At 39.9% G+C, this 22,710-nt stretch carries 24 protein-coding genes; 20 read left to right on the plus strand and 4 right to left on the minus strand.

Annotated features, from left to right (window positions below; genetic code table 11):
• Positions 1 to 54: 54 nt before the first annotated feature.
• Entirely contained in the window at positions 55 to 1,545 is a 1,491-nt protein-coding gene (locus EXE30_RS12990; protein ID WP_130162760.1) for an MFS transporter, read from the plus strand.
• 76 nt (positions 1,546 to 1,621) lie between these two features.
• On the opposite strand, the gene EXE30_RS12995 is transcribed toward EXE30_RS12990, so the two are convergent.
• Complete coding sequence (locus EXE30_RS12995; RefSeq protein WP_130162761.1) at positions 1,622 to 2,311, minus strand: FMN-dependent NADH-azoreductase; 690 nt, start codon at positions 2,309 to 2,311, stop codon at positions 1,622 to 1,624.
• 119 nt (positions 2,312 to 2,430) lie between these two features.
• Between EXE30_RS12995 and EXE30_RS13000 the strand changes: the two genes are divergently transcribed.
• On the plus strand, positions 2,431 to 3,315 hold the full coding sequence (locus EXE30_RS13000) for a LysR family transcriptional regulator (protein ID WP_130162762.1): 885 nt from the start codon (positions 2,431 to 2,433) through the stop codon (positions 3,313 to 3,315).
• On the opposite strand, the gene EXE30_RS13005 is transcribed toward EXE30_RS13000, so the two are convergent.
• Together EXE30_RS13005 and EXE30_RS13010 are read right to left on the minus strand one after the other, a co-directional pair.
• Complete coding sequence (locus EXE30_RS13005; RefSeq protein ID WP_130162763.1) at positions 3,312 to 3,905, minus strand: Maf family protein; 594 nt, start codon at positions 3,903 to 3,905, stop codon at positions 3,312 to 3,314. The genes EXE30_RS13000 and EXE30_RS13005 overlap by 4 nt on opposite strands.
• A complete protein-coding gene (locus tag EXE30_RS13010; protein ID WP_004671539.1) occupies positions 3,905 to 4,288 on the minus strand; it encodes a DUF2237 family protein in 384 nt (127 codons plus the stop codon). Before EXE30_RS13010 ends, EXE30_RS13005 begins: the two co-directional genes overlap by 1 nt.
• Positions 4,289 to 4,428: 140 nt before the next feature.
• Between EXE30_RS13010 and EXE30_RS13015 the strand changes: the two genes are divergently transcribed.
• On the plus strand, positions 4,429 to 5,619 hold the full coding sequence (locus EXE30_RS13015) for a phosphoglycerate kinase (RefSeq protein WP_130162764.1): 1,191 nt from the start codon (positions 4,429 to 4,431) through the stop codon (positions 5,617 to 5,619).
• Between the two features lie 151 nt (positions 5,620 to 5,770).
• Positions 5,771 to 6,016: a hypothetical protein gene (locus EXE30_RS13020; RefSeq protein ID WP_130162765.1), complete on the plus strand. Its 246-nt coding sequence runs from the start codon at positions 5,771 to 5,773 to the stop codon at positions 6,014 to 6,016.
• Positions 6,017 to 6,069: 53 nt separating this feature from the next.
• Here the strand turns inward: EXE30_RS13020 and EXE30_RS13025 are convergent, their stop codons facing one another.
• Positions 6,070 to 6,450: a hypothetical protein gene (locus EXE30_RS13025; RefSeq protein WP_130162766.1), complete on the minus strand. Its 381-nt coding sequence runs from the start codon at positions 6,448 to 6,450 to the stop codon at positions 6,070 to 6,072.
• A 249-nt stretch (positions 6,451 to 6,699) separates the two neighbouring features.
• Between EXE30_RS13025 and EXE30_RS13030 the strand changes: the two genes are divergently transcribed.
• The 16 genes from EXE30_RS13030 to ahpF form a co-directional block, all read left to right on the plus strand.
• Positions 6,700 to 7,278: a nitroreductase family protein gene (locus EXE30_RS13030; RefSeq protein WP_165382412.1), complete on the plus strand. Its 579-nt coding sequence runs from the start codon at positions 6,700 to 6,702 to the stop codon at positions 7,276 to 7,278.
• Positions 7,279 to 7,325: 47 nt separating this feature from the next.
• Positions 7,326 to 8,399, plus strand: a complete 1,074-nt coding sequence (locus EXE30_RS13035; RefSeq protein WP_130162768.1) for an NAD(P)H-dependent glycerol-3-phosphate dehydrogenase — start codon at positions 7,326 to 7,328, stop codon at positions 8,397 to 8,399.
• Between the two features lie 57 nt (positions 8,400 to 8,456).
• A complete protein-coding gene (locus EXE30_RS13040; protein ID WP_130162769.1) occupies positions 8,457 to 8,912 on the plus strand; it encodes a phosphoglycerate mutase family protein in 456 nt (151 codons plus the stop codon).
• A gap of 38 nt (positions 8,913 to 8,950) precedes the next feature.
• Positions 8,951 to 10,102 carry a type II secretion system protein GspL gene (gene gspL, locus EXE30_RS13045; protein WP_130162770.1) on the plus strand — a complete coding sequence of 384 codons (1,152 nt, stop codon included), beginning with the start codon at positions 8,951 to 8,953 and terminating at the stop codon, positions 10,100 to 10,102.
• On the plus strand, positions 10,102 to 10,581 hold the full coding sequence (gene gspM, locus EXE30_RS13050; protein WP_130162771.1) for a type II secretion system protein GspM: 480 nt from the start codon (positions 10,102 to 10,104) through the stop codon (positions 10,579 to 10,581). The genes gspL and gspM overlap by 1 nt, the downstream gene beginning before the upstream one ends.
• A 118-nt stretch (positions 10,582 to 10,699) precedes the next feature.
• On the plus strand, positions 10,700 to 11,707 hold the full coding sequence (locus EXE30_RS13055) for a quinone-dependent dihydroorotate dehydrogenase (RefSeq protein WP_130162772.1): 1,008 nt from the start codon (positions 10,700 to 10,702) through the stop codon (positions 11,705 to 11,707).
• Between the two features lies 1 nt (position 11,708).
• Positions 11,709 to 12,302 (plus strand): CvpA family protein, encoded by a 594-nt coding sequence (locus tag EXE30_RS13060; RefSeq protein ID WP_130162773.1) that lies wholly within the window; start codon positions 11,709 to 11,711, stop codon positions 12,300 to 12,302.
• Positions 12,303 to 12,326: 24 nt separating this feature from the next.
• Positions 12,327 to 13,865, plus strand: coding sequence for an amidophosphoribosyltransferase (gene purF / locus EXE30_RS13065; protein WP_121929883.1), 1,539 nt, complete (start codon positions 12,327 to 12,329; stop codon positions 13,863 to 13,865).
• A gap of 101 nt (positions 13,866 to 13,966) precedes the next feature.
• The gene (locus EXE30_RS13070; protein ID WP_165382413.1) at positions 13,967 to 15,856 is read left to right on the plus strand and encodes a M48 family metalloprotease; all 1,890 of its coding nucleotides are present in this window, start codon (positions 13,967 to 13,969) and stop codon (positions 15,854 to 15,856) included.
• A 132-nt stretch (positions 15,857 to 15,988) separates the two neighbouring features.
• On the plus strand, positions 15,989 to 16,786 hold the full coding sequence (locus EXE30_RS13075) for a PaaX family transcriptional regulator C-terminal domain-containing protein (RefSeq protein ID WP_130162775.1): 798 nt from the start codon (positions 15,989 to 15,991) through the stop codon (positions 16,784 to 16,786).
• A 120-nt stretch (positions 16,787 to 16,906) separates the two neighbouring features.
• Complete coding sequence (locus EXE30_RS13080; protein WP_130162776.1) at positions 16,907 to 17,890, plus strand: fatty acid desaturase family protein; 984 nt, start codon at positions 16,907 to 16,909, stop codon at positions 17,888 to 17,890.
• Between the two features lie 29 nt (positions 17,891 to 17,919).
• Positions 17,920 to 18,336, plus strand: coding sequence for a PaaI family thioesterase (locus EXE30_RS13085; protein WP_130162777.1), 417 nt, complete (start codon positions 17,920 to 17,922; stop codon positions 18,334 to 18,336).
• 124 nt (positions 18,337 to 18,460) lie between these two features.
• On the plus strand, positions 18,461 to 19,237 hold the full coding sequence (locus tag EXE30_RS13090) for a tellurium resistance protein (RefSeq protein WP_130162778.1): 777 nt from the start codon (positions 18,461 to 18,463) through the stop codon (positions 19,235 to 19,237).
• 12 nt (positions 19,238 to 19,249) lie between these two features.
• Positions 19,250 to 20,380, plus strand: coding sequence for a toxic anion resistance protein (locus tag EXE30_RS13095; RefSeq protein ID WP_130162779.1), 1,131 nt, complete (start codon positions 19,250 to 19,252; stop codon positions 20,378 to 20,380).
• A 20-nt stretch (positions 20,381 to 20,400) separates the two neighbouring features.
• Positions 20,401 to 21,315 carry a hypothetical protein gene (locus tag EXE30_RS13100; RefSeq protein ID WP_130162780.1) on the plus strand — a complete coding sequence of 305 codons (915 nt, stop codon included), beginning with the start codon at positions 20,401 to 20,403 and terminating at the stop codon, positions 21,313 to 21,315.
• A gap of 130 nt (positions 21,316 to 21,445) precedes the next feature.
• Positions 21,446 to 22,710, plus strand: a 1,265-nt coding sequence (gene ahpF, locus EXE30_RS13105) for an alkyl hydroperoxide reductase subunit F (RefSeq protein ID WP_130162781.1), incomplete at its 3' end; no start/stop codon positions are given.

Raw genomic sequence — 22,710 nt, forward strand, 5'->3', positions numbered from 1 at the left:
AATTTTGATTATAATAGCAACAACTTGAACATCTGTCCAAATTTAGAGGCATTTATGTCACGCAAGTGGTTAATTCTTGCAATCGTTGTATTGATCTATCTCCCAGTTTCCATCGATGCAACCGTTTTACATGTCGCGACACCTACATTGAGTGAGTCGCTTTCTTTATCAGCAAATGAACTGCTATGGATTATCGATATCTATTCATTGGTCATGGCGGGACTTATTTTACCGATGGGTGCACTGGGCGACCGCATCGGTTTTAAACGTTTGATGATCATCGGCGGCATTTTATTTGGTCTCGCATCATTAGCGGCTGCATTTTCCTCAACAGCATGGGCATTGATTGGTTCACGTGCTTTATTGGCTGTTGGCGCGGCAATGATTTTGCCTGCAACTTTATCGGCAGTTCGGAATACTTTCCTCGATGAAAAACAACGTAACTTTGCTTTGGGTATTTGGGCGACTGTAGGCGGTGGCGGTGCAGCTTTTGGTCCATTGGTTGGTGGTTTTTTACTGGAGCATTTTCATTGGGGTGCAGTATTCTTGATTAATGTGCCGATTGTGTTGTTTGTTTTGGTATTGGCTGCTTATGTCGTGCCTAAGCAAGCAGGGCAACCAAAGCAAAGTCTGAACTTATTACAGGCCATTGTTCTCGTGGTCGCAATCCTGAGTATGATTTATGCGATTAAATCTGCCATGCATGGAGGTTCAATTGGGGCAATTTTAATCTTTGTCGTCGGCTTGGGTTTATTGATTGGCTTTGTTCGTAAACAATTAACATCAACTTCGCCGATGATTGATATTCAGTTGTTTAAGCATCCCGTGATTGCCACAGGTGTGGTGATGGCGATTGTTTCAATGATGGCTTTAGTTGGGTTTGAGTTGCTCATCTCCCAAGAGCTTCAGTTCGTCTATCAACTCTCACCACTCGCAGCAGGCGCGTTTATTTTACCATTCATGGTTGCGATTAGTCTGGGTGGTCCAATCGCAAGTCTACTGGTAAATCGCTATGGTTTACGATCAGTTGCATCTTTTGGGATGTTGATGAGTGCAATCAGTTTGTGGGGGCTAGCAAATACTGATTTTATGCAAGCACAAATACAAGCGTGGGCTTGGATGGTGGTATTAGGTTTGAGTGTAGAAATTGCTTTACTTGCTTCAACCTCAGCGATTATGTCTTCGGTTCCGCCAAGTAAGGCGACAGCAGCAGGTGCGATTGAAGGAATGGCGTATGAGCTAGGTGCTGGTTTGGGTATCGCATTTTTCGGGTTGATGCTCTCGTGGTTCTATGCAAATTCGATCGTGATACCAAGCAATTTACCTCATCATTTGCTAGAACAAACCAGCAGTTCTATTGGTGAGGCGATTCAAGCTAGTAAACAATTACAGCCAGTGGTGGCTGAAAACGTCATTCAGGCGGCGAAACAAGCTTTTAGCCAATCACATCGCTCGGTCTTGACTGTTGCTGCATTCCTTTTCTTGGTACTCACCATATTTATTTGGTTCGCTTTGCCGAAAAAAGTAGTCACAGTTGAAGGATAGATTTTATCCCCCTCATTCAAATCAAGCATCTGGATGAGGGGAAATGTATGTGAAAACAAAGTTGCTCGTACTTTATTTATGCAGTGAGCATTTTCTTTGATTGCGTTGTTGTTAGCTCGGATACAAGTTTTTCAATTTTTTGCTTTGCGCTGAGTATTGAGCCTTCATGTCTATTGTCGCCAAATTCCTGATATTCAGAGCGAATTTCGAAGAATTGATCCACACCTAAATAATGACTGAGTACTTTGATGTGGGTGCCAAGATGATTCATGTGCTCCCTGATTCCTCCTTCACCAAAACCAAATTCTCCGCATGAACTGAGTAAAATTAAAGTCTTATTTGAAAATATCGGTTCAAGCGGAAAATCACCTCTAGCTAAGTCAAAAGTAAAGGTTTTATTGATTCGTATCACCTGATCAAACCATGCTTTTAGCGCAGCAGGCATGCCGTAATTATACATTGGTGTGGTGATCAAGATGATATCGGCTCTTGCAACTTCATCAATATATTGATCAGATTCTGCCAGTAACACTCTATGTGCTTCAGTACGTTTGGACGCTGGTGTAAATACCGCTTCAAGCCATTTTTGCGAAACAAAGTTTGGTGGTTGCGCTCCAAGATCTCGATGAATAATTTGATCGTGATGATGTTGATTTTTCCAATGTGCAAAAAAGTGTTGTCCTAACATTTTAGAAATGGAACTATGCTTTTCACCTTCACCGTAAAATGAACGGGCACTAGTATCAATATGTAGCAGGGTAGTCATTTGAAATTTACTCAATCTTATAGAACATACTTTAGAGTTTGATGATTTGTGTAAGAGCTGACAAATGACATTATTTTTGTATAAGATGAAATTTTCTCATCTTAAGTAAGAAGTGCAGTATGCTGAAGCGATTACCATCATTGAATAGTATAAAAGTGTTTGAAGCCACTGCGCGCTTAAAAAGCTTTAAAGCTGCTGCACAAGAATTAAATGTATCGCCCACAGCGGTTTCACATCAAATCAGTGAGCTGGAAAAAGAGTTAGAAATAAAGCTATTTGTACGTGAATTTAGAACTGTAACGTTAACCGAAGCAGGTGAAAAGCTTGCAGAGGTCAGTACAAAAATGATCTCAGAATTAAAACAAACTTTGTCTGAATTAACAGTTAGTGCTAAGAAAATCACCATTAGCACCACAAATGCTTTTGCAGCAATGTGGTTGGTGCCACGACTAAATGACTTTAAAAATTTACATCCCGATATTGATATACAAATTAAAGCAGATGATCAGGTGGTCGATATAAATCATGATTTAAGTATCGATATGGCGATTCGTTACGGTATAGCTGATCTTAAAAATTCTCATGTTGTCGCGCTTGTAAAAGATACTTTTGGTTTATTTGCAACTCAACAATATTGGGCGAATCTCTCAGATCAATCTCAAATGAGACTGTTTATGACTCAGTGGAAAAATGCAGATTTGTTAAAACATGATCACGCTGATTTCTTATCACAATTATTAGGACAAGAATATCCGAAGCCTGATTTTTTTGAGGATGAAAATCAGGTCATTCAGGCTGCTTTGGCTGGGTTGGGGGTTGCTGTGGTTAGTAAAATATTGGTGCAGCAATCTGTTGCACAGGGTTGGTTATGTGAAAATGACTCTAGCCAAGTTGCTTGGGAAAGTCCGTTCAGCTATTACACCATACTGCCTAAGCGACATGTAGATCACAAGGGGCTACAGTCTTTTCAACAATGGCTTAAGCAGCAGTTTATTGGCGTTTAAGGCACATTTACCCCAAACTGACGCAAAATTTTACACAGTTGAATCATGGGTAAGCCCATCAACGTGGTTTGGTCATCACCGATCATTTTTTCAAATAAGCTGATTCCCAAGCATTCGCATTTAAAACTACCGGCACAATGCAAAGGCTGATCTATTTCAATATAACGTTCAATTTCAGCAAGCGTTAGTGTGCGAAATTTTACTTGGTAATGTTCAACCAGCGTGGTTTCATAACCTGATTGTGCGTGTTGAACACTTAAAGCAGTACTAAAGAAGACCGTATTACCTGAGTTGGCTTGTAGTTGTTGAATGGCATTTTCAACGGTTAAAGGTTTACCAATAAAGTCATAAGGTGCATGTTCGCGCCAAGCCACTTGATCAGAACCGATCACAATGGCATGGGGGTGTTGTGCAGCAATAACACGTGCCTTTTCATAAGCCAAACGTTTGGCCAGATCATCAGCATGCATTTCACCATTTGCCGACTCATCGATATCAGGCGAAATACAGTGATAAGCCAAGCCTAAGCGATCCATGAGTGCTTTACGTGTTTGGCTGCTTGAAGCCAAAATAAGCTCAAACTGGTTCATTACACTGCGTATTCCACAAGGATATTGAGTGGTACATAGTGAAGCACTGCATTATGGCAGGCATTCAGTTTGATCGGTGGCGCTTGACCTGCTTCATAGGCTTCTACCCAGCGTGTCACACAGATACACCAGAAATCCCCAGGTTTGAGACCTGGGAAACTCATTTCTGGCAAAGGTGTGATCAGATCATTGCCGACTTTTTGGGAAAAATTTAAAAATTCAGAGGTCATTTGCACGCACATGGTGTGCTGACCTAAATCGGTAGTAGATGTGTGGCAGAAACCATTACGGAAGTAACCCGTAATTGGGTCATAACAACAACTGGCTAAAGGTTCGCCAAGTACGTTTAAACGATTAATTTTAGGATCTGGATGAATAGACATAATAATAAAAAGATATAAAGACGAGAGTTATCATAATCAAAAGTGAGGCTTTCGACAGCTTTTCTACAAAAAAAACTCACCTTTATTTTTGAGAATCATTTAAAATTGTGCCGTTTTTAAAATCAATTAGAGAGCCATCCATGAATTTCCAGCGCATGACTGACCTTGATTTAGCAGGTAAACGTGTTCTTATTCGTGAAGACTTAAACGTTCCTGTAAAAAGTGGGGAAATTACTAGCGATGCACGTCTACGTGCAGCGTTGCCGACCATTCAAGCTGCTTTAGAAAAAGGCGCAGCGGTTATGGTGTTTTCTCACCTTGGTCGTCCTGTAGAGGGTGAGCCAAAACCTGAACAATCGCTTGCGCCAGTCGCTGCGTATTTAAGCAAAGCTTTAGGTCAAGACGTTAAATTATTGACTGACTATTTAGATGGCGTTGAAGTTGAAGCGGGCCAAGTTGTATTACTTGAAAACGTTCGTTTCAACCATGGCGAAAAGAAAAATAACGAAGAACTTGCAAAGAAATATGCTGCACTTTGTGATGTTTTCGTTATGGATGCATTTGGTACCGCGCATCGCGCAGAAGCTTCGACTGAAGGCGCTGCTCGTTTTGCTCAAGTCGCTGCCGCTGGTCCTTTATTGGCTGCTGAGTTGGATGCTTTGGGTCGTGCTATGCAAACACCTGAAAAGCCAATGGTGGCAATCGTTGCAGGTTCTAAAGTCTCAACGAAACTTGATGTATTAAATTCTTTGTCAACACTTTGTGATCAATTGATCGTTGGTGGCGGTATTGCAAATACATTCTTGGCTGCTGCCGGTTTCAATGTCGGTAAATCACTGTATGAAGCTGATTTGGTTGAAACTGCGAAACAAATTGCAGCAAAGGTAAGTGTTCCATTGCCAACTGATGTCGTAGTTGCTGATGCGAGTCAAATCAACTTTGATGATTTCTTAGGTTCTTTGGCCAATACTCAAGCTGTCGTGAAAAAAGTTGAAGATGTGACTGATACCGATATGATTCTGGATGTTGGTCCTGAAACTGCAAAAGCTTTTGCTGAAATCTTGAAATCTTCAAAAACCATTCTTTGGAATGGACCTGTGGGTGTCTTCGAGGTTGATCAATTTGGCGAAGGTACGAAAGCACTTTCACTTGCAATCGCAGAGTCAGCAGGTTTCTCAATCGCGGGTGGTGGTGACACACTTGCTGCAATTGATAAATATGCAGTTGCCGATCAAATTGGTTATATTTCAACAGGCGGTGGTGCATTCTTAGAATTTGTAGAAGGCAAAACTTTACCTGCTGTAGCTGTATTAATTGAGCGTGCTCAATAAAGTTCTAATCTTTTGATTTATAACAGAAGATGAAAGAGGAGAGTCGATGGAAATCGGCTCTTTTGCTCTTATATTGTCTTGTGGTCATAAAAATGTCACATTGTTGACATATCATTGTCATCAAACTAACCAGTAATGATGGGAAGCTGCAATGAATTTTAAACTAACACTTATTGCTTTAATGATCGCACCAGTAATGGTATTGACTGCTTGCGCAAAGAAAGAAGAAGCGAAAACTGCTGAAGACCAAGAACAAGCAACTTCAGTTGTATCTACTCAGACGACTTCTGAGCAACAAGCTGCCATCGATGCAATTGATAAACCAATCATGGATGAGCACAATACTGATGTTGTTGAAGATGCTGATACAGAAGTTGCAGCAAGTGAACTTCAATAAGCTCTAACAGATACCAAAGCCGATGCATATGCATCGGCTTTTTTTTGTATTATTTAATTGGCTTTGCAGTAAAAGGTCAAGGTCGTTAGATAGTCATCGTCTTTAGATAAAGATGCTTTCGTACCTGTCATCGTACCAATCATACCAGCGGCCGCTTCGACCATTCTGCCAGTTTGCTCATCCACGACACCTTTCAGTACGCCTTGATAAGCCACTTTTTCATCAACAACCACAGCAGAGGTATTGCGTGTGCAGGTCTTCTGCGCAGCACTAATCGCATTGTTTTTAGAAATGAGACTGGTCTTACCAATACCCGTCACTTCATATTGATTATTTTCTTTTTGAACAGCCAATGTGTTGGTTGGGGTAGATGCACATGCTGTTAAACCAAGTGCTAAACCACCGATTAAACTAAGAACTAAATTTTTTTTCATTGCTTTTTCTCTAGTGATGGACATCATCTTATTATTGAAGCATATAATTTTTAATTACTTTTGCAGCTTGTGTACAGTTTGTTATGGCACTTGGTAAGGGAAATTATCCTATTTAATTTTTAGCTCGCGATGTTGTATGTGGTAATAAAATTCATTCATCGATATTCAATAAGCCCCAATTAGACGTAGTGAAAATTATTCAGATTATGCTAATCTAGCAAAATCCTTGCCTTAGTTAGATTCATGTCAATGACGGACTCAAATATAGAGACAATTCATCAAAATATTCATCAACGTCAATCTATTGGGCAGTTAATTGATCCAGCACCGAATACAGAACAACTCGAAAAAGCAATTCAAGCTGCATTAACAGCGCCTGATCATCATCGCTTAAAGCCAACGAGGTTTGTGGTCATCACAGCAGAGCATCGAGCAGCGTTTGGCGAACATTTGGCTAAGGCTTTAGCTGACTTAGGCGAGACGGATCCAATACAGTTGGAGCGTGTAAAACATCATCCGTTTCGTGCGCCGATGTTGGTTTTGGCATTAACCACTCTTCAAGATCATCCTAAAGTTCCACATTTTGAGCAAATCCTGAGTACTGGGGCTGCTATTCAAAACCTGTTGTTGTCTTTGCAGGCGCAGGGTTTTGCAAGTATGTGGCGTTCTGGTGCCGTGGTTGAGTCAGATTGGCTTAAGCGTCAATTAGGATTACAAGCGCAAGATTTGATTTCAGGTATTATTTATATTGGTACGGCTGCTAAAGTGATTGCGCCACGTGCAGAAATAGAGAGCCAGAATTTTGTAAAAATATGGCAATCGACCTAATCTTATTTTTGAATGATTAAACAAAGAAATTATTTTCAGGATAAAAAATGGCAGAGTTAAAATTTAGCGATTTAGTTGAACCCATTGCAATGAATCAAAAAACAGCATTAAGAATTACTGTTCTCGGTGGTGGTAGTTTTGGTACCGCAATGGCTAATTTAGCTGCACGGAATGGTTGCGATACCATGATTTGGATTCGTGATGCAGCCGTGGCTGAAGAAATCAATCAGACACACGTCAATAAACGCTATTTACCTGATTACACATTGGAGCCGACTTTACGTGCAGTCGCGGATTTAGAACTGGCTGTTCGTGATCGTGATATTATTTTAGTGGCGATTCCGAGTCATTCATTTCGGGATGTGCTTAAGCAAATCGCACCATTTATCAGCGCGCAAGCAGTTGTTTCACTGACGAAAGGGATTGAAGCTAAAACCTTTAGTTTCATGAGTGAAATCATTCGAGAAGAATTGCCTGAAGTCCCTTATGGTGTATTGTCTGGTCCAAACTTAGCCAAAGAAATTATGGCGAGTATGCCGTCAGGTACAGTGATTGCGAGTGAATCAGAATTGGTACGCTATGCAGTACAACATGCATTACATAGCGCATTATTTCGTGTATTCGGTAGTGATGATGTGCATGGTGTTGAATTAGGTGGCGCGCTCAAAAATATTTATGCGGTTGCAATGGGAATGGGCGCAGCTTATAACATCGGTGAAAATACCAAGAGCATGATTTTAACACGCGCTTTGGCTGAAATGAGTCGTTTCGCCGTAGAGCAAGGTGCAAATCCACTTACTTTCTTGGGCTTATCTGGTGTTGGCGATTTATTTGCGACTTGTAATAGTCCATTGAGCCGTAATTATCAAATTGGTTTCGCCTTGGGTTCTGGCAAGACACTCGATCAGGCAACTAAAGAGTTAGGTCAAACGGCTGAAGGGATTAATACCATTGTTCAAGTTCGTACTAAAGCAGCTGAACTAGATGTGTATATGCCGATTACCAATGCTTTATATGAAGTTATTTTTGAAAATGCACCACCAATGACGATCGCTTTGTCTTTAATGAAAAATGGTCATCGTAGTGATGTTGAATTTGTTTTACCACACCATGAAGTCTAATCAAAAAACTGTCATCTATCATGGTTAATATAGCGCTATAAAAAATAAGGTTATGTTATGCAACTTACATTAGTTCGTCACGGTGAAGCGTCTCCAGCAATCAATGGAAACGATATGCAGCGTCCATTGACTGAACATGGACATCAACAAGCTGAGCAAACAGGGCACTTTCTAAAAGATGTGATTCGACCTGAGATTTTTGTGGTGAGTCCATTATTACGTGCACAAGAAACTTTAGCGCATATCCAAGCGCATTTTGCAGGAATTCCTGTTTTAATTTGCGATAAGATTAAACCAGATGATGATGCGAAGGGCGCAATTGAATGGTTATCAAAGCTGCCGTATGAATCAATCGCTGTAGTTTGTCATATGAATGTCATTGCACATATTGCAGAGCAATTAACACTCGAACGGTTCCAACCTTTTGCTCTAGCAGAAGCGCGAATTTATGATCAAGCTGTTATCGCCAATGGTTTGTCTACACAAAAGAATTGTTTTATTCCAACGATATAACGGATATTTCCGTAATAGAATAAGAGTACTAAAAACCTATGTTGTATATTTGGATGCCCGAAACCAACGGAACATGGTATTGGTCGACTGGGGAAAATTGGTTGCAGGCAAATAGTCTTGAACTGTTGATTCAAGATTTGCAAGAGCATGCTGGAAAAGAAGCAGTTATTTACTTTCCAAGTCGAAATGCTCAAATGTTGCAGCAACCGATGACAAAGACGCATTACAAGCAATTAGGTCCTGAGGGCGTCAAATATCTTTTGGAAGAATATGTGACTTTGCCAATTGATCAAATGAAAGTTGTGCATCATTTTCATCAAGATCAATTGAATATTCTAGGGGTTGCTCAGTCAACAATAGAAACTTGGCAGCATGCCTTAAGTTTATTACCGATTGAAATTGTTGCTTTTCTACCAGATTTCTTGATTCTCCCTGATCCAGAAGCCGACTCTGAAAATCATCAAGTGGTGTTGGTCAATCTTTATGATCATTTACTGGTTAGGGAGAATGCTTGGTTGGGCAACTCCGTCGATGATTTGGGGGTGTTTTTAGAATTCACCTCAACTGAAACCCATTACAAATTTGCAAATTTAAACGCGAGTCAGTTAGATCAATTGGCGAGCGTGTCAAGTCGTGAGCAGCGTACTGAATTTAGTTATCAATTTCATCAGCTTCCAAGGGCAAAGCAACATCCTTTCAACGTTTTCCCGAAAGCTAGAAATACGGATATGCAATGGTCAGGCTATTGGAAAGCTGCTGCTATTGTTTTTATGGCCGTGATTTTTGTCCAATTGGGTTATGATGCTTTGCGTTGGTCAAAACTTAAAACAGTAGCGGATCAGACAGCATTACAAGCTATTGATCAATATAAGTATTGGTTCGGTGAAAACAGTCGTGTGACTGAGCAAAATATTAAAAGTCAGTTTGAAAGTCAGTTACGGATGAGTCGACTTGGAGATGCACAGGCACTCTCATTGTTGAGTCGCGTTGGACCTATTTTGATGCAGAATCAGATCGTAGCTCAACAGATGAATTTTGATGCATCGGTCTTGTCGATGGCATTGAAAGCCAACTCAGCCAATGAGTTGCAAACATTGGTACAACAACTTAATCAACAAGGCTTTCAAGCTGAATTGGGCAATGTACAAGCAGACAGTGTCGGTGCGATTGGGACGGTAAAAATAAAATAATGAAAGCATTAACGCAATTACAAAATTTCTTTGACCAGAAAGCAGAAGCTTTAGATCAGTATTTACAAACTTTATCGGCACGTGAACGCATCATGGTGATTTTTACGACTATTTTTGTCGTCGTGGTAATCATTGGCGCTGCTGTTTGGAAAATGCATAGTTTGGCGGATCAGCAACAAAAGCGTGTAAGTGAGTTGAAGGATTTAACGGTGTGGATGCAGAGTAATGCTGCAACTATGAAACCAGCAAATGATCTTGAACTTTCTGCTGCTGATAAAATTCAGCGTACAGCACAGCAACAGGGACTTGCAGTTTCATCACAACCAAGTGGAGAGCAGATTCAAATTGTTGCTGAACATAAAAACTATGCGGTATTGGCAAACTTCTTGATGCAACTGTCTCAAATGGGACTGAGTGTGGTAAAGATGGAAATGGTTTCTAATAATAACCAGATCAAATTGACCGCAACAGTACAATAACAACTCATGCATGGTTGAAATGTCAGCAGAACCTAAAATAACTCTATGCTAAGCATGGTGTTTTGTTGAGCCTGTGCCTATAATATGGGTACTTGAAAATCAGTAGACTGTGATTGGTATGTTATATTCATTGGCGCGCCCTTTGTTGTTTACCTTAGCACCTGAACGTGCGCATGAACTCACACTCTCCATGCTCGGTAAAGCTCAAAAATTCGGTTTAATGCATCAAAAAGTCCCAGCAAAACCTGTGACGTGCATGGGTATCGTGTTTCCAAATCCTGTTGGACTCGCTGCTGGTTTAGATAAAAATGGTGCACATATTGATGCCTTAGCTGCATTAGGTTTTGGTTTTATCGAAATCGGAACAATTACACCACGCCCACAAGCAGGCAATCCTTTACCTCGTTTATTCCGTATCCCTCAAGCAAAAGCAATTATTAACCGTATGGGGTTCAATAACGATGGGGTTGATCAGCTGATTGAAAATGTAAAAGCTGCAAACTTTAAAGGTGTTTTGGGCATTAATATTGGAAAAAATGCGGATACACCTGTTGAAGATGCTGTTTCAGATTATTTGATTTGTCTAGAGAAGGTTTATAACTACGCTTCTTACATTACCGTTAATATTTCATCACCAAATACCAAAAATTTACGTAGTTTACAAAGCGGTGATGCACTTACAGAATTGTTAAAAACTTTGAAAGATCGTCAACTTGAACTTTCGCAACAATATAATCATTATGTTCCTTTAGTGCTGAAAGTTGCACCTGACTTAACCCCTGAAGATATCGAATTTATTTCAGCGCAATTGTTGAAATTTAAAATCGATGGTTTGATTGTGACCAATACTACCCTAGGCCGTGAAGGTGTAGAAAATCTACCTCACGGAGAGGAAGCAGGTGGCTTATCTGGCGCACCAGTATTTGAAAAAAGTACTGAATGTTTACGTCAGTTCTCCTCAGTCTTAAAAGGACAAATTCCGTTAATTGGGGTCGGTGGTATTCTATCTGGCGACCAAGCTGTGGCAAAGCAGCAGGCAGGCGCAAGCTTAATTCAAATTTACAGTGGTCTGATTTATACAGGCCCAGTGCTTGTAAAAGATTGTGTAAACGCGATGACATTGTGAAATGAACACGCTTGATATCATCATTCTGATCATCTTGCTCATTGGAGGGCTGAACGGTTTGCGTCAAGGATTTATAAAAGCCTTTGCGAACTTGGTCGGATGGATATTCGCTTTGATCGTCGGAGCAAAGTACGCTGTTGTATTGGCACCTGCAATGAGCAGTCTCAGCCAAGATCCTGTTGTGCAAAAAATTGCAGCTTTTGCTTTTATCGTACTAATCATTGTTGTGTGTACGTGGATTGTTTCGGCACTGCTGAATGGGCTCTTGAAAACTTTAAAATTGGGCCCATTAAATCGTTTAGCAGGCGGTGCTTTTGGTTCATTAAAAGGACTATTAATCGTTTTGGTTACGATGCAAGGTCTTGGACCTTGGGTTGAGAGTTCACCACACTGGAAACAGTCGAAGTTTGTACAAATTCTATTACCCTATGCGCCTTTGGCTACTGAGTTATCCAAAGATGCTGCAAATCAAGCTTTAAATCAAATGACTTCTGAAGGTGCGTTATTACATCGCCCTTCAACTGAAATGAATGAATCAGAACGTGCTTCAGTCGATCATCGTGCTGATCATTCGACGAAAAATCCTTTTTATTAATCGCTAGCTTGTCGCGAGGTTGCTATGTGTGGAGTTGTTGGGATTGCCGGTAAATCGCCAGTAAACCAAATGTTATTTGATGCCTTGACGATGTTGCAACATCGAGGACAGGATGCAGCAGGAATCGTAACTTGCGATCAAGGGCGTTTATTTCTCCGCAAAGATAACGGTATGGTACGTGATGTATTCCATACTCGTCACATGCGTGCTTTACTTGGGAACTATGGCATTGGACACGTTCGTTATCCAACTGCTGGTTCATCAAGTAGCGCTGAAGCTCAACCATTTTATGTAAACTCTCCGTACGGTATTACGCTTGCGCACAATGGTAATTTAACCAATGCCGCAGAAATTCATGATGATCTGTTTAAAACAGATTTACGTCATATGAATACGGATTCGGATTCGGAAGTTTTACTTAACGTATTTGCCCATGAGTTGCAGAAATGTGGCACATTGAACCCAACACCTGAGGACATGTTTCATACGGTTTCTCGTGTGCATGAGCGTTGTAAAGGTGCTTATGGTGTGGTGGCAATGGTTACAGGTCATGGTTTAGTCGGCTTTCGTGATCCAAACGGGATTCGTCCTTTGATCTATGGTTCACGTGAGACTGCACAGGGCACTGAATATATTATTGCTTCGGAGTCGGTGGCGATTACAGCACTTGGTTTCAAAATTGAGCGTGATATTGAGCCAGGCGAAGCCATCTTTATCAATTCAGAGGGTGAACTATTCACCAAGCAATGTGCAGTAAATCCAGAATATCGTCCATGTATTTTCGAATACGTCTATTTTGCACGTCCAGATGCCATTATTGATGGTATTTCTGTATATAAAGCGCGTTTGAAAATGGGCGAAAAACTTGCATATAAGATTTTAAAAGAATGGAGTGAGGAACACGATATTGATGTTGTGATTCCAATTCCTGATACTAGTCGTACCTCTGCACTAGAGTTGGCTAACATTTTAGGTGTGAAATTCCGTGAAGGTTTTATGAAAAACCGTTATATCGGACGTACCTTTATTATGCCAGGTCAGCAACAACGTAAAAAATCAGTTCGCCAAAAACTGAATCCTGTAGAACTTGAGTTTAAAGACAAAAATGTTCTCTTAGTTGATGATTCGATTGTACGTGGTACAACGTGTAATGAAATCATTCAAATGGCACGTGACTCAGGTGCGAAAAAAGTTTTCTTTGCTTCAGCTGCGCCTATGGTGAAATATCCAAACGTGTATGGTATTGATATGCCAGCAAAATCAGAATTAATCGCTTCGGAACGTACCGTTGAGGAAATTCGTGAAATTATTGGTGCTGATCGCTTAGTTTTTCAAGATTTAGAAGATTTGAAAGATGCTGTTCGTACCAGTAAAGTGCCGGATTTAACAGAGTTTGACTGCTCTGTATTTGATGGTGTTTACGTGGCTGGTGGTATCGACAAGGCTTATCTCGCTGATCTTGAGCAAAAGCGTAATGACACAGCGAAAAAACAAGCTGATGGTTATATCGATGTTAATATTGATGCAGCCTCGGTTGATTTAACTGGAATAAAAGAAGAGTAATGTTCTTCATCGATAGAAAAGCGGGAATTTCCCGCTTTTTTATTCTATGATGGTGGCTATACGCAATCCTAATATAAACAATGTAATCAGGAAAATTTACATTGAAAGAAATGAGCCATTATTTAATTGAAAATAAAAGCATCGTATGGTCAATGAGTTTTTGTTGGCTTGCGATGTTATTGACTGTTTTTATTCTCAATGTAATTTTGGGTTTGGTAGTTCATTTCTTTGATTATACACAAGTCATTTGGTGGCACGCGCTCAGTCCCTATTTTATCGCCTTACTGATTTTTGTCATGTTGTGGTCCGTCGGTGCAGAACTTTATGTGCTACGAGAAGGTGGTCATTCGCTGGCGAAACAGTTGAAAGCGCGACGTTTAGTGTTTGATGAAAGCACTCCTGAAGAAAATACTGCCTTAAAAGTTGTGGAACAAGTTGCAAATAGTTTTGCAATTGATACTCCAGCCGTCTATGTATTGCCTGATGAAGTAGGTGTGAATGCGCTAACGGCAGGTTTTAAATCTCAAGATATTGTGATTATTTTGACTTGGGGCGCATTGCAGAATCTAGATGAGCTAGAGCTGTATGGTTTACTGAGTTATGAGTTTAATCAAATTTTATCAGGTGAAGCGGTTGAAAACACCAAGCTTAAAATTCTATACAGTGGCTTAACCACATTTAGTCAGTGGGGCAGCAAATTAGCACAGGCTGGCTATAGTCCTTATGCAACTAAACGTCGTAATAAGTTTGAAACGATTTTTGTTGCGATCGGTGGTGTAATTTGGTTAATCGGTAGTTTAGGTATCCTCATTACGCGCTTTATTAAATATCTGACCTTGAGTGGTCGAACCTTCCGCAATGATTTGAAAACCATGCATTTGATGAATAACAATGCCAATATTCAAACGTTATTGCGGATCTATGTGCATCATTCAGGCTCGCAAATTCACAGTGCATATTCCGAATCGATTTCACACATGTGTTTTGCCAATTCACTTAGTCCCCAGAGTTGGATGAATATTCATCCAAGTATTAAAGAGCGAATCTACGAGCTAAATCCGACATTATTGCAAGATTTACAATTAGAAAATCTCAGGAAATTGCGTAGTCGACCTTTATTTAGTTTGTTCCGTTCCTTAGAAGAAGAAATTACCGATATCACGACACCGTGGAGTTCACCTCAGCCATTACCTTTGCTGCGCTTGTCTCCGATCAGTTTTGCATTGAATGACGCAATTAAGCCGCTCAATCCTGAAGTGCGTAAACATAAGAAACGTCCAGAATTGATTCAAAGAGCAATGCAGACGGCTACAGGTTCTAGAGAAATTATGGTGGCGATTCTAATGATTCGCCAATACCGTGAGTTTATTCCACAAGATGCGCCAGTGAGTCATGCCATAGTCGATGCATTGCTAAATTTAGATGGTCGAATTCATGTCCAAATCTTCCATGATGCATGTAAAAATATTGGTCATATGCCCACTAGTATCGCACGTCAGTTTTTAACAAAGCTGGCATCAATTATACAAGCAGATGGAGAGGTGGGTTTACTCGATGCGTTATTGCTAGAAAGAGTGAAGCATGAGTTGAATCTGATGCCAGCTCATTTACCAGCAGCATTTGAAGACGTGAAGTCTCAGATCGTTCATTTGATCGATGCTTTATTGCATGTACAACAAATTAATAGTCCAAATCAACTCGAAGTACGCGAGCGCATTTTAAGATTTCTTTTAACTGAAGATGAAATGCAAATTTATGCAGATATTTCCGATGAGCCATTAGATCTAGCAGAAATTTTAAATGATGTATCTGGGTTATTATTACGTGATCGTCTGAATATCTTGGCTATTGCTGAAAGGTGTTTATGGAGTGATCGTATCATTACGCAGGACGAGCTGGATGTTTTAGAGTTGTTGTACTGGCGTTTGGGTTTTGAGACCAAAGAAGTTGTTGAACAAATGCAAAAGAAAAATAGTTTGATGATTATTTAAAAAAGTTTTGCATCTCTCGATACTCTTTTGAAAGGACTTTCGACGAGCAGCATAAAAAACCGTGATGTACAGTGCTAGGATTTATAAATCCATTGTCTAAATTTTATATTTTTAAATTGGTTCAATAGCAATATGACGATAATCAAACTAAATGCCCGTGATTTAATTATTGACTTACTTTTAGGCTCGCAAGGCCGTGAGATTTCGATTAAGCAGATTATTATTGCTGCTAAATTATTTGAAATTAGTGAAAATAGTATTCGTGTTGCTGTCACTCGACTGTCCGCTGAAGGGGTAATTGAAGCCATTGAGCGGGGGGTGTATCAATTTACTGCCCAATCACATGAGTGGGCAGATATTATGTTGAACCGTAAGAGTGGTATTAAACGTACCAAGCTATGGAATCACCAATATCTTGCGGTGTTGACTGGTGAGTTAGGGCGGGTCGATCGTACTGCATTGAATCGTCGTGAAAGAGCATTAAAACATTTTGGTTTTAAAGAATTAGAACAGGGAATTTATATTCGCCCTGATAATCTCGCTATTGCATTTGAGGATCTTGTGCTGGCATTACAAGCGACTGGTTTAGAGAGCAGTGCCAAGATTTGTCAGATTAATCATTTTGACCCAGCAACTTTGGCCAGTATTCCTAAATTATGGCCGACACAGACGCTGAATCAAAATTATGAGAAATATAGTCAGATGATTCAAGATTGGTTACTGACGGTCAACCAGTTAGAGTTGGACGATGCAACCAGAGAGTCTTTATTGTTAGGACGTCAGACCATTTCACTATTGATGAATGATCCTTTATTACCTGAAGATTTTGTTGATGTCGAACTTCGTGATCAGTTTGCATCCAGTGTTCAGCAACTTGATCAAACGGGGTTGGCACTATGGGCCAAGTTTTATGAGGAAAGTACGGTATAGATACTCATCTTGATATTACAAAATATATCCTTTAAATTTATTGACAGAAATATTACATGATTTAAAATAAAATTATAAAACATGTATTTTAAAAAGTAGAATAATGGGCAGGATAGGGATATGAATACACGTGTCGCAATGAGTGATTTATTCAGCAGAGAAGAAATCACCGCGTTAACAAGCAAATCAGATTTACATGGTGGCTGGGCGGTATTGTCCACTTGGGCAGTTATTGGTGGAACGTTTGCGACTGTAGCAATGTCTTGGGAATATTTGCCAGCTTGGGGGAAATTATTACTTTGTGCTGCAGCCTTGGTGATTTTGGCGGGTCGACAATTGGCATTGGCAATTTTAATGCATGATGCTTCACATCAAAGTTTATTTAAAACAAAATGGCTCAATGACACCTTGACGGATTGGTTATGTGCGCGCCCGATTTGGAATGATCTACATAAGTACCGCGTGCATCACATGCGTCATCATAGTAAAACTTCCACGGTCGATGATCCGGATGTATCCCTCGTTGCAGGATTTCCTACCACGAAAAAATCGTTGATGCGCAAATTTATCCGTGATCTATCTGGCGTGACAGGTTTTAAATTTGCGGTCGGGCGAGTGTTGATGGATATAGAAAAAATGGAATGGACCGTTTCGAATGATCGTCGTTGGATTTCTCAGCAAGGGCGATATTGGTCTGATTATCCTAAAACATTTTTAAAAAATAGTGCTGGGGCAATTGTAACCAATGCGGCTTTATTTTCTGCATTGTGGGCAGCAGGGCATCCTAAACTTTATGCACTTTGGATTTTGGCTTATTTAACTCCATTTCCATTGTTTCTACGTGTTCGCTCTATGGCAGAGCATGCTGGTATGCCGACCAGTAATAGTGCTTTAACCAATACCCGTACTACGAAGGCTGGCTATCTTGCACGTGCTTTAGTCGCACCCATTCATGTTAATTATCATAAAGAACATCATCTGATGGCGACAGTTCCTTATTTTAAACTGCCAAAAATGCACCAAATGTTACGTGAGCGTGGTCATGTTTCTGAACCGCCAACCTATTGGCAAGTGCTAAATGAACTTTCGAATCGTGTAGATTAACAATTTTTAAATGATGGATTAGGTTGTATATGGCTACAAGTAAAAATGAAATCGTTGAGTTTTTAGCTCAAGAATTTCCACAAGCACTAAAGAAAAGTTCGATTGAAGAGATTACTCCAAAAGGTGCACAATTATTGTATCAAGTTGATCAGGATGATTTACGTCCTGGTCAGACCGTTTCTGGTCCGACCTTAATGTTAGTGGCTGATTTTGTTTTGTATGTGGCGATCATGGGGCATTTAGGATTGGTTGCTATGGCAGTTACGACTAATATGACGATTAATTTTTTTCGTAAACCGCATGGAAATAAAAATATCAGAGCGGTGTGCAAGTTAATTAAAGTAGGTAGAACTTTAGTCACTGGCGAAGTGTGGTTATACTCGCTCGATGATGATGAGCCCGTGGCACACGTTATCGGAACATATGCGATTCCACAGAAATCTTAAAATAATTTTAAAAATAACAACGACAAATGCTGCAAATCATAACAACATTTCAGTATGCGAAAGAGTCAGAACATGCTACAACTAAGCTGTTCAAACTTATTTGTTCTGACTATTTTCTACAGATATGACTATACCGCTTGACCTTACTCCTTTATCGCAAATTGAATCAAATCAAGAACATATTTTAGCGATTAAACGTAATGATTTATTGCCTTTATTCAACGATCCGCATCGTTTGAATCATTACGCAGATCATCTGGTACAAGCACAAAGCGTCTTGTTGAATGGGGTTGATCCTAAACTCAACCAACAACTCAGCGAAGTGATTAATCAAATTATTCAGCAATTGTCTCGATCAAAAAAATATTTAGGTGGCCGGAAATTTAATGCTTTACAGAAGTGGCTCGGCATTGATATAGAATATGATGCTGGCCAAGTCAAATATATCAAAGATTTAGATCAACTCATTCAGCAGGCCAATCATTTGAGTCAAAGATTGCAGATCGAAATTCAAAAATCACAATCTCGATTGCAACAAGCGCTGGGTCTAAGAGAACAGATGGCTGCATATATTGTGGCTGCAGAACAGTTTTTAAGCGAATATCCAGCGTTTAGTAAGCAGCAAACACTTGATCATTTTGTAGAGCGACTGTCAAAAAAAATTAATACTTTACAAACCTTACAGGCGAGCAATGATATTGCAATGAAACAGATGCAATTGTCTCAGCATTTGTCTTTTAGTCTATTAGACCGTTTCAAAGAAGCACAGCAAGTTTTAATTCCTGCTTGGCAATATCATTTAAAGCAAAGTCGTGAGTCAAATTCTTCGGCTGTGCTTGAACAGCTGGACAAGAGTAGAGAAAATTTAATCCAAAATCTGAAGAAATCATTACAGAAATAAGAGGGGAACGTTATGTCAAATTCAGAGTTAATACCATCATCAAACGAGCTGGTTGTGAACCAAGAGCAACGATTTGAACAACTCAATTTAAAAGAGTTGGGCCTACAACCACAAGATTTTGCTGAAGTGATGAGTGCGCATAAAGAGCTTGCTGATATCAACACCACTGTTGTATCGGAATATGGAAAGAATATCGCCAGTAAGACTTCGACCTATACAGATGAGTTGTTGAGCCTTGTACAAAATAAAGATTTGGACGCAACTGGGCAAAAGTTAAATGAGGTCGTGCAGGTCGCCCAACAACTCAATACTTCGAGTATTTTAAATAAATCAAAAAGTTCAGGTTTTTTTGGTGGGATACTGAGTAAGTTCAAGAATGCTAAACAAAGTTTTGATCAGCATTTTAATACCACAAAAGAACAAATCGATGCGTTGGTCAAAGAGATTGAAAGTTCTCAATCGGGCTTGAAAGCACGTGTGGGTACTTTGGATAAAATGTTCGATGCCGTTCAAGAAGAATATAAACAACTCGGTGTTTATATTGCAGCAGGTCAGCTTAAGCAGCATGATATCCAGCAGCAAATCTCAAACCTAACAGCACAAGAGCAAGATCAACAAACGACGCAACAAGTTTATGATTTAAATCATTTAGCGAATAATCTTGAAAAGCGCGTTAGTGATTTGCAAGTCTTGCAGCACTCGGCGATGCAAACTTTGCCGATGATTCGTATTATTCAATCGAATAATCTAATGTTAGTGGACAAGTTTTATGCGATTAAAAATATCACTTTACCCGCATGGAAAAATCAAATTAGTTTGGCTATTTCTCTACAAGAACAAAAAAATAGCGTGCAACTCGCTAAAGCGATTGATGATACAACCAATGAATTATTGCGCAAAAATGCTGAATTGTTGCATCAAAACTCAGTAGATACTGCTAAAGCGAATCAACGTTCGGTGATTGATGTTGAAACACTTGAACATGTACAAAACACCCTCATTAATACAGTGAATGATGTGATTCAAATTCAGAAAGAAGGTATGCAAAAACGTGCTGAAGCAACCACTCGGTTACGTGCATTGCAGGATAATCTAAATCATTTGGTATTGGAAAATAGTGGGCAAAATTCGCCAAAGTCTTGATGTCATAAGAGGAAAAATCATTGTCACCCATAGATGACTTTAGTGTTCAACCGATAGAGCAACGTTTAGAGACTTTAGCAAAACGCCAAAGTCATCTCATGATATGGTTTTTTCTCAGTATGACCTTGGCGATAGCCATCGGGGTCTCCTTCTTTTTTCAAAAAGAGATGATCTATCGGGTCTTTGATCTTTCTACACATGTTCAAGTTCTAGACTTACCTTATCACGTACAAGATTTAATCCCTTTTAAAGAACCTATCGATTATTTTTTTAATCTGTTGTCGTGGGTGGGATGGTTATTTATTAAAGTCTTTGGCGCGTTGATTGGTGCTTTTTTGCTTGTATATTGGGCAAAGAAACTGAAGTTTTTTCAACGCCGTTTTCAATCATGGACGCAACGTTTTGTCGCGTGGTTGATCGCATTTATTTTAATTTGGTCAGGTCTAAGTTATCTGCAATATGATTGGAATGATGACACTGAACAAGCATATCAACACTGGATGAGTTATCGAACCAATATTATTGAGAGTCAAATCGCTCAAGATTTACAGCGAACCAATATATCTCCAACAGAAAAAGCATACGTGTTGGCTCAGGTGGCGTTGTTACATCCATCTGTAGATCGAAAGACAGCAAATGTCTATGTTAATCAGTTGATTGATGTGGAAAAAAATAATCCTACTCAATTTAATCACTATGACTTCCAGCCAGAGCAATTATGGGTCATGCAACAGCAACTTTATGGCAGAAGCGTAACTGCGACAACACAAGCTTTAGATGAACGTGCTCAACAAGCGCAATGGATCTCCCAAATTGCCAATGTCATCTTATGGGCATTGATTGTACTTGTACTTGGCTTAAGTGGCATTTTATATATGTTAGCAAAACATTTAAAAAATAGGCGTCTGCGAATCACGCAAAAGCTGGATGTGTAGTTAAATATCATTCGGTTTATCCGATCAAACCCATAAAAACATACTGTTTTACCTATTTGGTGCTTTTGCGTACTATAGCCTCATTGAATAAATTTAGCCGACTTGAATTGTTGAGAATTTGGAGACATCGATGTTAGATCAAAATATTAAAACGCAATTAAAAGCTTACTTAGAACGTTTAGAAAGTCCGATCGAGTTGGTTGCTGCTTTAGATGATTCCGACAAAGCGGCAAAAATCAAAGAACTTGTCACTGAAATTGCGGAATTGTCTGATCAAGTAACTGCACGTTTTGATGGTTTAAACGCTCGCCGTCCAAGTTTTGGGGTGGCTAAAGCAGGTGAACAGCCACGTGTATTCTTTGCTGGCTTACCGATGGGACATGAGTTTACTTCTTTGATCTTGGCATTATTACAAGTGTCTGGTTATGCTCCTAAGGTCTCTGATGAGATTTTAAATCAAATTAAAGGCTTAAACCTAAAAGCAAACTTTGATGTGTTTATTTCATTGAGCTGTCATAACTGTCCAGATGTGGTTCAGGCATTGAACTTGATCGCGATCAACAATCCAAATACCACTACCACCATGATTGATGGTGCATTCTTCCAAGACGAAGTGGAACAACGCAAAATCTTGGCTGTACCGATGGTGTTCCAAGATGATCAACACATTGGTCAAGGTCGCATGACTTTGGAAGAAATCATAGCCAAGTTAGATACCAACTCAGCAGAGAAAGATGCAGCAGCGATCAATGCCAAAGATGCCTTTGATGTCTTGGTGATCGGTGGTGGTCCTGCTGGCGCAACTGCAGCGATCTATGCGGCTCGTAAAGGGATCAATACGGGTATCGTGGCGGAACGCTTTGGTGGTCAGGTAATGGACACCATGGATATTGAAAACTTTACCTCTGTACAAAAAACTGTCGGTCCTAAGTTTGCTGCTGAGATGGAAGCGCATGTGCGTGAATATGATGTCGATATCATGAACTTGCAACGTGTCAGCAAAATCACCGGTGCGGATCAAACAGCAACTGGCTTGGTTGAAGTTGAACTTGAAAATGGTGCAAAGCTTGAATCAAAAACCATCATTCTTTCTACAGGTGCGCGTTGGAGAGAAATGAATGTACCAGGTGAAGCAGAATACCGCACTCGTGGTGTGGCGTATTGCCCACACTGTGACGGTCCACTGTTCAAAGGTAAACGTGTTGCGGTGATTGGTGGTGGTAACTCTGGTGTGGAAGCTGCAATTGACCTTGCTGGCATCGTTGAGCATGTCACTTTGGTCGAGTTTGATACCAAACTTCGTGCCGATCAAGTGTTACAGAACAAATTAAATAGTTTGCCAAATACCACCGTAATCCTGAATGCATTCAGTACTGAAGTGTTGGGTGATGGTTA

It is taken from the genome of Acinetobacter halotolerans, assembly GCF_004208515.1.
Lineage (GTDB): Bacteria > Pseudomonadota > Gammaproteobacteria > Pseudomonadales > Moraxellaceae > Acinetobacter > Acinetobacter halotolerans.

Bases quoted from the DNA above. Each gene is read 5' to 3' on its own strand.
- EXE30_RS12990 (WP_130162760.1), top strand. From the start codon at position 55: ATGTCACGCAAGTGGTTAATTCTTGCAATCGTTGTATTGATCTATCTC.
- EXE30_RS12995 (WP_130162761.1), bottom strand. From the start codon at position 2,311: ATGACTACCCTGCTACATATTGATACTAGTGCCCGTTCATTTTACGGT.
- EXE30_RS13000 (WP_130162762.1), top strand. From the start codon at position 2,431: ATGCTGAAGCGATTACCATCATTGAATAGTATAAAAGTGTTTGAAGCC.
- EXE30_RS13005 (WP_130162763.1), bottom strand. From the start codon at position 3,905: ATGAACCAGTTTGAGCTTATTTTGGCTTCAAGCAGCCAAACACGTAAA.
- EXE30_RS13010 (WP_004671539.1), bottom strand. From the start codon at position 4,288: ATGTCTATTCATCCAGATCCTAAAATTAATCGTTTAAACGTACTTGGC.
- EXE30_RS13015 (WP_130162764.1), top strand. From the start codon at position 4,429: ATGAATTTCCAGCGCATGACTGACCTTGATTTAGCAGGTAAACGTGTT.
- EXE30_RS13020 (WP_130162765.1), top strand. From the start codon at position 5,771: ATGAATTTTAAACTAACACTTATTGCTTTAATGATCGCACCAGTAATG.
- EXE30_RS13025 (WP_130162766.1), bottom strand. From the start codon at position 6,450: ATGAAAAAAAATTTAGTTCTTAGTTTAATCGGTGGTTTAGCACTTGGT.
- EXE30_RS13030 (WP_165382412.1), top strand. From the start codon at position 6,700: ATGACGGACTCAAATATAGAGACAATTCATCAAAATATTCATCAACGT.
- EXE30_RS13035 (WP_130162768.1), top strand. From the start codon at position 7,326: ATGGCAGAGTTAAAATTTAGCGATTTAGTTGAACCCATTGCAATGAAT.
- EXE30_RS13040 (WP_130162769.1), top strand. From the start codon at position 8,457: ATGCAACTTACATTAGTTCGTCACGGTGAAGCGTCTCCAGCAATCAAT.
- gspL (WP_130162770.1), top strand. From the start codon at position 8,951: ATGTTGTATATTTGGATGCCCGAAACCAACGGAACATGGTATTGGTCG.
- gspM (WP_130162771.1), top strand. From the start codon at position 10,102: ATGAAAGCATTAACGCAATTACAAAATTTCTTTGACCAGAAAGCAGAA.
- EXE30_RS13055 (WP_130162772.1), top strand. From the start codon at position 10,700: ATGTTATATTCATTGGCGCGCCCTTTGTTGTTTACCTTAGCACCTGAA.
- EXE30_RS13060 (WP_130162773.1), top strand. From the start codon at position 11,709: ATGAACACGCTTGATATCATCATTCTGATCATCTTGCTCATTGGAGGG.
- purF (WP_121929883.1), top strand. From the start codon at position 12,327: ATGTGTGGAGTTGTTGGGATTGCCGGTAAATCGCCAGTAAACCAAATG.
- EXE30_RS13075 (WP_130162775.1), top strand. From the start codon at position 15,989: ATGACGATAATCAAACTAAATGCCCGTGATTTAATTATTGACTTACTT.
- EXE30_RS13080 (WP_130162776.1), top strand. From the start codon at position 16,907: ATGAATACACGTGTCGCAATGAGTGATTTATTCAGCAGAGAAGAAATC.
- EXE30_RS13085 (WP_130162777.1), top strand. From the start codon at position 17,920: ATGGCTACAAGTAAAAATGAAATCGTTGAGTTTTTAGCTCAAGAATTT.
- EXE30_RS13090 (WP_130162778.1), top strand. From the start codon at position 18,461: ATGACTATACCGCTTGACCTTACTCCTTTATCGCAAATTGAATCAAAT.
- EXE30_RS13095 (WP_130162779.1), top strand. From the start codon at position 19,250: ATGTCAAATTCAGAGTTAATACCATCATCAAACGAGCTGGTTGTGAAC.